This is a genomic window from Paraburkholderia rhizosphaerae, assembly GCF_004366595.1.
GTDB classification, from domain to species: Bacteria; Pseudomonadota; Gammaproteobacteria; order Burkholderiales; family Burkholderiaceae; genus Paraburkholderia; species Paraburkholderia rhizosphaerae.
The window spans coordinates 202878-214802 of sequence record NZ_SORE01000013.1; the positions used below are offsets into that span (position 1 = coordinate 202878).

The following is an 11925-nucleotide window of genomic DNA, read 5'->3' on the forward strand; positions in this document are numbered from 1 at the left end:
GCGGCGGCGCGAGCGGCAAACGCGCCCACTCGCAGCGCACCGCGCTTACGCCAACGCCGCTTTCAGACGTGCTCCCGCGAGCGGCATATCGCGTATCCGTGCGCCGGTTGCATTGGCAATCGCATTCGCGAGCACCGCCGCGGCCGGACCCTGTGCCGCCTCGCCGACACCGAGAAACGGCAACCCCGGCCGGTCGATCAGATGCACATCGACGCGTTTGGGCACCGACGAAAAGCGCATGATCGGGTACGTGCTCCAGTCGTAGCTCGTGATGTGCCGCGTATCGAAGGTAGTCTGTTCATACAGCGTCCAGCTGGTCGTCTGCAGGATGCCGCCTTCGATCTGATTGCGCACGCCGTCAGGATTGACGATCTGACCGCAGTCGACTGCGGCCACCGCGCGCTCGATATCGACGCGGCCGGTATCGCGGTCGATCGCGATCTCTATCGCAATCGCGCAATACGCCATCAGGTTCTTGTACTTCGCAAACGCGAACCCGACACCACGCGATGTGCCGCCGACTCCGATGCGCGGCGGCGTCGCCGTATCCGGCACGCGCTTTTGCCAGCCGAAGCGCTGCGCGGCAAGCTGGATCACATCGCGTGCGCGCGGATCGTCGAGATGCTTGAGACGGAACTCGACCGGATCGGCCTGCGCAACAAGCGCGAGCTCGTCCATCAGGCTTTCGATCGCGAAGATGTTCATATGCGCGCCCAGCGAGCGCATCGCCGACACGCGGATCGGCATATCGGGAATGAACTGGCTCACCACGCGCAGGTTCGGCACGCGATACAGCGGAATGCTGTTGCGATCGCCGCCGCCTTCGGGCATTGGAATCGGCTGCGGCGGCGCGGGTGTGAAGGGTTGCGCGAGCAACTGGGCGGGCAGCAGGCGGCCCGCGTTCTCGATCCGGTTATTGTGCGTGTTGCTCCATAGCTCATAGCGCCAGTCGACGATCGTGCCGTTCGCATCGAGCGATGCGCTCGCGTGCGTCGTCATCGCCGGGCCGAACGGCTCCCATGTGTGCTCCTGCTCGCGCATCAACTGCACGCGGATCGTGCGGCCCGGCAACGCGCGCGCGATCAGCGCGGCATCGCCGGCGACGTCGTCGGCGCCGTTGTGACCATAGCAGCCGGAGCCTTCGACATGAATGCAGCGCACCCGGTCCTTAGGCAGCGACAGCATTTCAGCGAGCCCCGCGCGCAGCGGAAAAACCCCTTGCGTGTGCGACCACACCGTCAGCGAGCCATCGTCGAAACGCGCGAGCGCGCACGATGGGCCGATCGACCCGTGCGTCATATACGGCTTGCTGTAGCGGACGTCGAGCGTATGCGCGGCGGGCGCCACGTCGCCGGTCTGATCGGCGACCTTGATTTCCCGCGCGGGCAGCTTGATCAGCGTTTCGTGGATCGTCGCCGGGTCCGGCAGCGGCGGCCCCGCGTGCCATTGCGCGGCCGCCGTCAGCTCGCGCATCGCGACGATCGCGCGCCATTCATCGTCGGCGACTACCGCCAGATAGCTGCCGTCGCGCACGACTTTCAACACACCGGGCAAGCGCTCGACGCGCGCGCTGTCGACCGATACCAGCGTCGCTCCATAGGCGGGTGGACGAACCACGCGCGCGTGCACCATGCCAGGTAACCGCATATCCTGGATGTAGCTTTCGCCGCCGGTGACCTTGCCGGGAATGTCGACACGCTGCAGCGTGTGGCCCACCACATGGAACCGCGCAGGTGGCTTGAGCGGCACGCCGGGCCGCGCATCCTGGTGCAGGTTGGTGCCGCGCACCGCGTCGCCGTACGACAGACGACGGCCATCCGCCGCGACGATCTCGCCGTGTTGCGTGACGAGCGTCGCCACATCCACATGCAGTTGCGCCGCGGCGGTTTGCAGCAGCAGCGCGCGTACTTGCGCGGCCGCGTTGAAAATCGCAGTGCCGCTATCGGCAACTGAATGACTACCGGCTGTGTAACCTTCGTTCGGCGTTTCTCCGGTATCGGCGGTGATCAGCGTGATGGTGTGCGGCTCGATGTCGAGCTGTTCGGCCGCCAGCTGCAGAAACGCGGTGCGAATGCCGGTGCCCAATTCCGCCTTGCCGGTGCAGACCGTCACTTTGCCGGCGGGGTCGATGCGAATCCATGCATCGAGTTCCGGCGTCGTCTTCAGGCTGCCTGGCAGCTTCGGCGCCGTGGCGGTGAATGTGCCGGCTTCGGTCGTGGTGGTGGTGGTCTGCGCGAACGCGTCGCGCGATCGCGGCAGTAGCGTGAAGCTGACGATCAACGCGCCCGCGGTCAGGAAGCGGCGGCGGTTTGCATCGGGCACGGTGTCACGCGTCGTGTCGTGCGAGCGATGCAGCGCATCAGGCGCCGCCGACGATGCGGCGTTGCGCGTTGCATCTCGCGTTTCATCCGGCATCGAATCCGGCCATGTCGCGCCGTCCCACCCGGCGTCTTTCATGATTGCGCTCCCGCGCCCGCGCGAAACACGCTCGCCTCGGACGCCGCTTGCCGGACCGCCGCGACGATCCGCATATGCGTGCCGCAGCGGCACAGATTCGGCTGCAGATGCTCGCGAATCTGTTCGTCAGTCGGCGCGCTCACGCGTTCGAGCAACACCTGCGCGCGCACGACCATCCCGGCGATGCAGTAGCCGCACTGCGCGGCCTGCTGATCGATAAACGCGCGCTGCAAAGGCCCCGGATGCTCGATACTGCCGAGCCCTTCGATCGTGCGCACCGGCCGATCGCCGCATGCGATGACCGGCAGCAGACACGAGAACACCACCTCGTCGCCGACGATCACCGTGCAAGCGCCGCACTGTCCCAGGCCGCAGCCGTACTTCGCGCCATTCAGTTGCAACTGGTTGCGCAGCACATAGAGCAGCGGCGTCGACGGGTCGACGTCGACGGTATGGAGCACGTTATTGACGGTCAGCGTAATCATGGTTTTGCGGTCTCCTTTCGAATGCGCGCGACCGCAGCCGCGTCGAGCCCCGGCCACGGCCCGCGCGCGCTAAAGCGCGCACGCGTGTAGTTCGCGAGATCGGCGATCTGCGCGTCGGTGAAGGTTTGCGCGAACGACGGCATAAAGTGCGCGGCATCGCTGCCGTGCCAGTCGATGCCGTCGAGCATCATCCGCACCGCGTTGCGCGGGCTGTCCGCGTTCACCGCGGTGCCCTGCGCGAGCGACGGACGATCTCCCTGCGTCGACATCGGCGCGGCGATGCTATGGCAAGAAGCACACGCGGCGTTGAACAGCGTCGCGCCGGTCGCGAGTGCCGCCGGCGGTGCGAGCTGCTCGAGATCGGCGGGCCGCGCAGGCGCCGCAGTCGGTGTCGCCGCAGTGGGCGTTTGCAGCGACATCACGTAGGTCGCGATCGCATCGACATCCTCGAGCGGCGCCTGGGCGAGCGACTGCGTGACCGGCCGCATCGGCCCGGCCGCGGCGCCGTGCTGGCTTGCGAAACCGGTACGCAGATAGGAGACCAGTTGCGCTTGCGTCCATGGAGTCGGCGCCTGCGACAGCTTCGTCAACGCTGGCGCATCCCAGCCTTCGAGCGTGCCGCCCGCGAACGGTGCATCGCGCTTTTCCGCGCCAAGTTTGTTAAGCGGCGTGTGGCATGCGGCGCAATGCGCGACGCCATTCACCAGATAGCGGCCGAGTTGCCATTGCACCGCATACGCGCTGGCCGCGTTCGGCGCGTTGCCCGCATCGGCGCGTGGGTCCGACGCCGCCGACGGCGCGCTGGCCGGCACCGCGACTCCTTGCTCAGGACCGCGCTTCAGATACAGCATGTTCCAGCCCGCCACGAGCGGCCGGAAATTCAACGGGAACACCAGGTGATTCGGCGGCGCCGTCGCTTGCACCGGCGCGCGCGACATCATGAACGCATAGAGGTCCGCGATGTCGCCATCGGTCATCCGCGTGAAGTGCGGATACGGAAACGCCGGATATAGCAGATGCCCGTCGCGCGACACGCCATCGCGCAGCGCGCGCCGGAATGCGTCGAGCGACCAGTCGCCGATGCCGGTTTGCATGTCCGGCGTGATGTTAGTCGCGTAGATCGCGCCAAACGGCGTCTCGAGCGGACGTCCGCCCGCGTACGGCTTGCCGTGCGCGGACGTATGGCAGACGATGCAGTCACCGAGCGCGGCGAGGCGCGCGCCGCGCTCGATCTGCGTCGCATCGGCTGAACGCGACGGCGGCGCGCTCAGCGGACTGATCACGGGCTCCCATGCCCGCGACAAGCCGGCTGCGGCGCCCAGCGTGACCGCAACAAAGACGATCTTCCCTTTCATCAGGCCTCCAGCCACGGCCTTGTGACTGATCGGCGGCCTGCCTTTCAGCCAGCCTCCATCACAACGCCGCCGCATATACGATTGACCCGTATGATGCGGCCTCTGAATAAAAGTTGCTCGGCGCGCGTTCAGGTCAACCGTTCACCAGCTATAGCGATACCCGACCTGGCCGAAAATCTGCCGGCGATACGTCGAACGGCGTCGTGCCGACGGTAGTCGTGCCCGGCGACAGGAAGTCGTGCAGGATATTCGCGGAGAAGTAAGGCGTCGCGCTGCCGGTCTTCGAATCGTTCGACAGGTTCGCATCGAACACACGGAAGCCGATGCGGCCGCGCAGCGCGTTGGTGGCGTTCGACGCAATGTCGGACACGCTGTCGGAAAAGCCATTCAGATGCAGGTACTGATAGAGCAAGCTGCGCCTGCGGCTCGATCGCGATCGCTGTCGACGCAATCGCGTACGGCTTGCCGACTTCGCCTGATGCGCCCGCGCCGAAACCGATCCGCGTCGCGCGCAATGCACCGTCCTGGTGGCTAATTGGCCCTTCGGCCTAAGACAAAGCCGGATTAGCAGACCAGCGTGCCGGTTCGTTTCAAGAACCGCGGTTCCGTGCCGCATCGCCTCTTTTACTTCTGCTCGCGATTGGCTCTCAATGGAAAAATCAGCAGTGCGGCCGCGAGTCCGAGCACGCCGCCAATCAGCGTCTCCCATGCGCGCGCAAAAAGATAGGAAACCGAGTGAATGCCGTTCGCGGCCAGTGTCACGATCAGGATGAACGCGAACGCGGCACAGGCAATGTCATAGCGATCGGGCAACGCCATCGCATAGATGATCATCGCGAGTGCCGCAAGCGACCACACCACGAGCGGCGCATGCTCGGCTAACGGCAAGCACACGAGACCCAGCGGCACGCCGACCAGCGTGCCGATAATGCGCCGGCGCGCGCGTTGAGCAGTGCCGCTCGCGGAGCCGGCGACGACATACGTGCAAGCGGTGATCGCCCACACCGATTCCTCGAGCGCGACAAGCTGGTTCAACGCGATCACCACCGCCGCGCCAACGGCTGCCTGCAAGCCCATCACAAACTCCGGCGGCCAGCGCCGCGCGAACCCGGGCGGCACCGCCGGAACCGGCGACAGCGCCGCCAGCAATGCCGGCCGCTCAGCGGGTCCGCTCAACAGCCGCGGCACGATCGAGCCGAGCGCGGCGATCAGCACGGCGACGCCGATCGTCTGCAGATCGGCGGGGACGAGATTCATGCCGTATGCGTAGAGTTGACCCAGATAGATCTGCGAGCCGATCCCGCCGCCAAGCAGGCCAAACCGTTTCAGGTAACCGACGCAGAACGCGCCGCTGATCAGCGTGATTTCCGGACCCACGCGTCCGACGCCGGATAGAAGAGGCAATAGTACGACATAGGAGGCCGCGCCGACGCCCGTTGCGACGCACAGCAACGCAAGGTCGCGGGTCGACTCGGCGCGCGTGGTGCTTGCTTCCGACACGCTCGCCCAGAATGCGAAGCTGCCGGCGAGCGTCGCGAGCAACGCACCCTGGTGTACGTCGCGCGTGACGTCGTGCAGTGCGCCGAGTGCAGCCGCCAGCCCGTACGCGGTGACTAGTCGCAGCCCCTTTACGCGGCGATGCGTGCCGGGGTCGACCCGCTCGAGCCACGCAAGCGCCGCCTGCCATGGCTGCACGACGCAACGCCGCAGCCAGGCAAGAACAGCAAACTGGCCCGCATCGGCGCGCGTGGCCTGCGCACCGTCGCCCGGGTGCGGTTGCGCTGCATCGACCTGCTCACGATCGTCCATGACGACACCGCCGGTGACGGACACAGTGTCTTTATAGACGGTTTGCACATGATGCGGCAATGACCCGGAGCCGCGCACCGGCGCGTTTTGCGCATACCGCCGTCGCGATAACGCACCGGCAGCGCATACATTCGCTGCGCCGGCTACCGCAGGATCAACGGGGACGTGGCGGGTTGCCGGCCGGCGCCGCAAACGCAGCGGGATTCAGCTCGACATGCAGAATCACTAGCCAGCGCTTCGGGCAATCCGCGCCAATCTGCAGCGCGCGCTCCTTGCCTTCGGTGATCTTCACGAAGCCCTGCTTGCGCGCGTCGGCGAACGCGCGGCGCGCATCAGCCTGCAGCCACAACGTCAGCAACCCGCAAGTCATACAGCTGAACAGCCACACCGTCTGGTGGGGCAGCGTGGTGTCGATCCGCTGCGCAGCATAAGTGAATACGGTTGTCAGCACCTGATTCACCGCAAAGGCGATCGCGATCACCTTGCACATGCCGCGCAGCATCATCAGCGGTCGCGCGACCATCACCAGCGTTGCGTTGCGACCGGTTCGGTTGCTCGGGTTCATGCTGCGCGCGGAAAGGTCGGGACCGGCAATTCGAGGCGTCGCGACCAGCTTGCCAGCGTGCGCGCGGCGACCGGCGGCTTGCTGAGAATCGCGCTGTCGTAGTCGCGCTCCGGAAAGCGCACCACATCGATGATGCGAAAGCCTTGACTGCGATAGAAGTCGAGCAGGTGCGCGGCCGGATACGGCGTATCGAGCGCGAGCTGCGCATAGCCGCGTGTCGCCGCCCAATGCCCGGCGAATGCAATCAGCGATTTGCCGATGCCGCGGCTTTGCCATGCCGGTTCGACGCCGAACTGACGCAGCGTCGCGACGTTCTCGACGCGATAGTGGTCGCAAACCGATTCGGCGTCGCGCGCATTCAGCGTCATCGTGCCGACCACCTCGCCGCCGCAGACCGCGACGAAGCAGTCGCCGGCCTGCGCCCGCTTGCGCGTGGCGGACGGCGCCTGCGCGACACACAGACAGTTCAGTCCCATCATGCCGAGCCGCGCAAACGCGCGATGCAGCATCGCGGTCAATTGCTCGTAGGAGTCGCGCGCCGGATCGAAGCGCCGCAGTTCGACGCTGCCCGGGCCGCTGCCACGCTGAACGGTTGCAACGCGGGAAGGATTGCTTGTTGGGTTTCCTGCCGCTGCGCGTTCTTTCTGCATTGATACCTCCAGACTTCGATTGACGTCCGAAGTCCCTGACTTCAGTGGTTCGTTGTTCGATTTCCCGTTGGCGTCGCCGCTCGCGCGCGACGCCGCGCGCTCGTACAGTCCGCTAGTGCGTCGCGCCCAGCGTCTGCGCGCGCAAATCCTGCAGCGCGTCGCGCGCCTGGCGAAGGCGCTCGACCAGTTGCGCGGACGCACGCGTGATCGGCATGCGGGTTTCGTCCGTAAGCGGATGATCGAACGCGAGCATCGCCTTGATCGCAGCCGGATTTGGCGCGGCGAACAACAGCCGCAGCAACGGCACGAGGTTCGCGAAAAGTCGCCGTGCATCGTCTTCGTGGCCGCCACGGTGCAGTTCGTGCACTTCGACCAGCAGGTCCGCGCACACATGCGCGCTCGCGAGAATGCCGCCCGCACCGCCTGCATCGAGCGCGTCGATGAACGCGTCGTCGGTTCCGCACAGCACGTTGACCGGCAGATCGCGCAGCGCGCCGAAGTGATCCTTCACGCATTCCTTGATTGCGACGATGTTGTCGAACTCGAGCAGCCGGTCGACGGTGTCCGGCGCAACCTTGACGCCGGTGCGATGCGGCACGTCGTACAGCACGATCGGGCGCTCGGTTGCGCACGCAACCTGCTCGAAATGCCATTGCACACCAGCCTGATCCGGGCACAGGTACGCAGGCGGGGACACCAGGTAGCCGGCGCAATTCCAGCGCTCGTAACGCTGCAGCTCACGGACTACATCGCGGGTGTCCAGACCGCCGACGCCGACCAGCACCGGCAGACGGTCACCCGCTACATCGAGCAGCGCCTGCAGCACCGTCAGCCGCTCGCTTTCGGACAGCAGCGCGGCTTCGCCGGTCGTACCGAGCGCGACGATGCCGCTGATCTCGGTATGCAGGTAATAGTCGACGAGGTGTTGCAAGCCTTCGACATCGACCTCGCCATTGCGGAACGGCGTGACGATCGGCAGCCAGATACCGGAGTACATCAGTGCGCCTCTTTTGACGGGCTGTTCCGTTTGAGCGAACCGATCAGCGCATGCGGCACCGATGCGATCAGCGTATGCAAGGTGAAATCGAGGTCTTCGGGCGCGATTGAGAACATCACGCGCACGCCGTCACGGACGACTTCCGTGCTGACGACATAGACGCCGAGCGGCGAGTGCAGCAGTGATTTGAGTTGCGAGCGCGCTTCGTCTTCCGTATCTCGAAGCAGGGTGACCGGCAGGAAGGCGCGCGACAGCGGGAAGGGGATGACGTTGTTGCGTGGGAGGGGCCGTGCAAAGGAACGTACGGAATCGGGGACTTCGGACGGTTGGGAGAGAGCCATGATTAGCGGTGAATCCCGCAGTAGTTGATCAAGACAGATACGAGATTAGTCCTGCGGGTATAAATGCGGTGCAAAAAAGCGGCAGTCGCGTGAAAAAATGCCGTGACGGACAACGACTCCCATGACGGACGCGACTGCCGGCAACGCAAGCGCTTTGCAAGCGCCTCTTAGCACCGTTTTAACTTGATGACACGCGAAATCTGGCCTACGGTGAAACTGCTGTTACGCGCGTAGGGTTCGCATTCGAGCGGCGCGGTCAACGACTGGTCGGTCGCGTACTGGCCGACGTAGCGGAAACGGTCGGTTTCCGCGCGGATAAAGACAGGAATCGCGCCGTCCTGTTTCGCGAGCGTTCGGCCCGCCGCGCGCGCGGCGGCACCGCTGTTACAAAGCACCACGTCGGGCGCCTGAGGGTTCAGGTCCATACGCAGACACGCGGCAACCACTTTGCCGCGTTTGGTCGGCAAGAAGGCCTGCTTGCTTCCGCCGCACACCGTGTGAATATATTCGCGAGAATATTCCTTGCCGATTTCGAATTCGTCCATAAAGGCCTCCAGAAAACCGCACGAAGCGATGCCGCTTCAGCGGAGGCCAAGACAATAGCGAAATACGTCTAAAACGCCTGTAAATTCGGTGACGGGTGGAGTAAAGGATTGGTATTTTTTAGTTGCGTGGTCTTCTGCGTGGCCTGGTCAGATGACTGACTGTTGTTCGGGCCGGAGACGGATGCGCCACTCATTTCGCCAGACTCGCCGTGCCGTTTTCCAGCAGCTGCACCCGGGCGTCGGTAACTGTCGTACGTCGTCGCCACGTGGAAGCCATCCGGCCACGCGATATCCGTCACGTTGCCCGCCGCATCGCGCGTGTAGCGCAAGGTGCGCCCCGCCGCGCTGGTCTGCGTCAGCTGCCCCAACCGGTCGTAGCTGTTCGTGACCGTATGTTCTGTGTGATCGCCGCGCACCCGCCAACAGTCGAGATGCCTGCTGCTTGACTACCTGGTTTTACCGGACATTTCTCCAGTGGTTTGTCGAACCTTGGCTTCCCATCCCCGGTTCCATGAATCAATGCGCCAGCGGTAATAAAGACCAAGCCCTCCAAGCCTCAGATTGCTGACGTAGTAGTCGCCTATACGTAATGTGTCGAACTCTTCATCACTAACGGGTACGTTCGATATGGTCGATTGACCATCGTTAAGATATACACGAGGTGCGTCCCGTCTCCGTGGCTCCATTCTCTCTATTCTCCCTGCGGCCAAACGTACATCCTTTGCAGCGGTTATTGCATTGACGAAACCTACATAGCCAATTCCCAACCCAGAAAACATAAATAACCCAAATATCGCCAACAGCACAGCACCAATTGTTCGCCATTTGCTCTTTCTCACCAGAAATTTCCTAAACGATTTCAGCAAAAACAAAAGCAAAAATACGGGAAAAAAAACAACCAAAGCGATTTCGATCTCTTTGAACGAGGCGGGTCGGTCTACGAGCGTTCCAATTGCAAGCGCACCTATACCGTACGTCGTGAAAAAAGCGGTCAACAGAAAGTTCCACTCGTCGCGGCCAAGACGACGGTCGCGTACCAGCTTTTTAATAAGGAAACGTATCTTCTGCATATCAGCTCGAAATATGAATCCCACCCACCCCTCCTCGAACGGCTCCGGGAGACCATCTGCCCGGAGCATCCTGTGCATGCTTACCTGAAACCCGAAGACGATGAATGCTGTGATTTGCCCACGGTAGTAGTGAACAACGTATTGGCCAAGCCATATGCTGCGCCTGAGTAAACCGTGTCGATAGTACTGACCGCCTTGGAACTGGCACCGCTGACTTTGCTGGCTGACGATAGTGCAGTACCGATACCTGGCGCCGCGCTGAGTACACCACCAAGAGCGATGCCAGTCACTGTTTGAGCATTCAAGGCATCTCCGTTCAGTCCCGCCTTGACAGCTTCGCCACCCGCGCCGAGCGCAAATAATGAGCCCGTTTGCAGTTTTGCAATTGTCGAAACGACAACTTGCCCCGTATTCACGGCGAGTTGTTCAGCCATCTGAGCTGCACGACCACCGACTGGTCCGGCTAAAGCTCCAACGCCAAAGTCAACGAAAGCATTTTTGGTAAGTTTTTCGACATCCCTCTCCCCGGTTACCACACTGACTCCAAACCCGATAACGGCGTTCGTAGCCCCCATGATCAGATTGACCGCGACCTTGCCATCCGGATCGACGAAATTAACCGGGTTATTCCCCACATACGCATACCAGTTCAGGTCATCCTTGTACCCCACCGGATCGGTCTGCAGGAATCGCCCGAGCGTGGGCGAGTACATCCGCCCTTGTAGTAGTACAAACCCAGCAATCCGAAATGATCAAAGGTTAGGCCTCAATCCATATATGACAGTTTTCGTAATGATCTTCTATAGTACCAACCACCGCTTCGTACTGCCCTAGGTCCCTCAAATCAAATTCGACGTTAAACTTCGTGATTTCCATCCGCTCAACATCGAGACCTTCGGTGCTAACCCCCCCATTTATCCACAATCGAGCATCTTTAACGACTGCTTGAATTCTTAAAAACCGCTCCACCCCAGCCCTGCTTTTTGCAAAAAAAACGTCCATAGATTTACTCGACATTAAAATGGCGACTCGCCAGTGCCGCGTACTCCATTTCGCCAGATGTGAATATGGGGAACCATCTCACCGTGAGAATGACTAACATCGTAATCTAGAAGAGGCTTCCCGTCGTCTCCGTATCGTCTGCCGTCACCCGTGAGTGGATGTACATAATAGCTTCCCGGGTCACCGTTTTTCGGACGTCCCCGTTGCGCAACTACAATAGCGCTGGCCACCTCCGACTGCGGCGTAGCGATCACGGCACCATCAAGCTTCGCTCCCCCCGTTGCCGGCTGAGCAGCAACATTCGCTGAGGCGGCTGAAGATGCATTCGCAAACGATCCAGACAACGACGCAATCATCCCGCTGGGATCCGTCAGATTGACCGGATTGTTTTTGACGTATGCGTACAGGTTCAGATCATCAGCGTACCCCACCGGATCGGTCTGCAGGAATCTTCCAAGGTTTGGCGAGTACATCCGCGCCTTGTAGTAGTACAGGCCCACTGGCGCCAGGTACTGCTGCCCCGTGTACCCGAAGCGCGACGCCAGCGTGCCGCCCGTCTCCCCGAACGGCCCATACCCCTGACCACCCGTCGTCACCCCATTGCCATTCGCCAGCGCCACCACACTGCCCTGCTGGTTCGCATACACCC

At 62.7% G+C, this 11925-nt stretch carries 14 protein-coding genes and 1 pseudogene; all 15 read right to left on the reverse strand.

The features are described from left to right. Positions 1 to 45 precede the first annotated feature (45 nt). Positions 46 to 2457 carry a xanthine dehydrogenase family protein molybdopterin-binding subunit gene (locus tag BX592_RS18810; protein WP_243849612.1) on the reverse strand — a complete coding sequence of 804 codons (2412 nt, stop codon included), beginning with the start codon at positions 2455 to 2457 and terminating at the stop codon, positions 46 to 48. Continuing rightward, on the reverse strand, positions 2454 to 2942 hold the full coding sequence (locus BX592_RS18815) for a (2Fe-2S)-binding protein (protein WP_134193306.1): 489 nt from the start codon (positions 2940 to 2942) through the stop codon (positions 2454 to 2456). The genes BX592_RS18810 and BX592_RS18815 overlap by 4 nt, the downstream gene beginning before the upstream one ends. After that, positions 2939 to 4297 (reverse strand): cytochrome c, encoded by a 1359-nt coding sequence (locus tag BX592_RS18820; RefSeq protein ID WP_134193307.1) that lies wholly within the window; start codon positions 4295 to 4297, stop codon positions 2939 to 2941. Before BX592_RS18820 ends, BX592_RS18815 begins: the two co-directional genes overlap by 4 nt. A 141-nt stretch (positions 4298 to 4438) precedes the next feature. After that, positions 4439 to 4839: pseudogene (locus BX592_RS18825) on the reverse strand (autotransporter domain-containing protein); the annotation flags it as partial. A gap of 82 nt (positions 4840 to 4921) precedes the next feature. Continuing rightward, entirely contained in the window at positions 4922 to 6106 is a 1185-nt protein-coding gene (locus BX592_RS18830; protein WP_134193308.1) for an FUSC family protein, read from the reverse strand. A gap of 154 nt (positions 6107 to 6260) precedes the next feature. Then, positions 6261 to 6671 (reverse strand): hypothetical protein, encoded by a 411-nt coding sequence (locus BX592_RS18835; RefSeq protein WP_243849613.1) that lies wholly within the window; start codon positions 6669 to 6671, stop codon positions 6261 to 6263. Next, positions 6668 to 7321 (reverse strand): GNAT family N-acetyltransferase, encoded by a 654-nt coding sequence (locus tag BX592_RS18840; protein WP_134193309.1) that lies wholly within the window; start codon positions 7319 to 7321, stop codon positions 6668 to 6670. The genes BX592_RS18835 and BX592_RS18840 overlap by 4 nt, the downstream gene beginning before the upstream one ends. 112 nt (positions 7322 to 7433) lie before the next feature. After that, a complete protein-coding gene (locus BX592_RS18845; RefSeq protein WP_134193310.1) occupies positions 7434 to 8318 on the reverse strand; it encodes a 4-hydroxy-tetrahydrodipicolinate synthase family protein in 885 nt (294 codons plus the stop codon). Beyond that, a complete protein-coding gene (locus tag BX592_RS18850; RefSeq protein ID WP_134193311.1) occupies positions 8318 to 8659 on the reverse strand; it encodes a hypothetical protein in 342 nt (113 codons plus the stop codon). Before BX592_RS18850 ends, BX592_RS18845 begins: the two co-directional genes overlap by 1 nt. A 167-nt stretch (positions 8660 to 8826) precedes the next feature. After that, positions 8827 to 9204 carry a DUF6697 family protein gene (locus BX592_RS18855; protein ID WP_134193312.1) on the reverse strand — a complete coding sequence of 126 codons (378 nt, stop codon included), beginning with the start codon at positions 9202 to 9204 and terminating at the stop codon, positions 8827 to 8829. Positions 9205 to 9272: 68 nt separating this feature from the next. Next, complete coding sequence (locus tag BX592_RS18860) at positions 9273 to 9620, reverse strand: RHS repeat domain-containing protein (protein ID WP_134193313.1); 348 nt, start codon at positions 9618 to 9620, stop codon at positions 9273 to 9275. A 30-nt stretch (positions 9621 to 9650) separates the two neighbouring features. Further along, the gene (locus BX592_RS18865) at positions 9651 to 10274 is read right to left on the reverse strand and encodes a hypothetical protein (RefSeq protein WP_134193314.1); all 624 of its coding nucleotides are present in this window, start codon (positions 10272 to 10274) and stop codon (positions 9651 to 9653) included. Between the two features lie 80 nt (positions 10275 to 10354). Beyond that, positions 10355 to 10987, reverse strand: a complete 633-nt coding sequence (locus tag BX592_RS18870; RefSeq protein WP_134193315.1) for an RHS repeat-associated core domain-containing protein — start codon at positions 10985 to 10987, stop codon at positions 10355 to 10357. 46 nt (positions 10988 to 11033) lie between these two features. Next, a complete protein-coding gene (locus tag BX592_RS18875; protein ID WP_134193316.1) occupies positions 11034 to 11276 on the reverse strand; it encodes a hypothetical protein in 243 nt (80 codons plus the stop codon). A gap of 14 nt (positions 11277 to 11290) precedes the next feature. Then, positions 11291 to 11925: RHS repeat-associated core domain-containing protein (locus BX592_RS18880; protein WP_208327919.1), on the reverse strand; the 635-nt coding region annotated here is incomplete at its 5' end.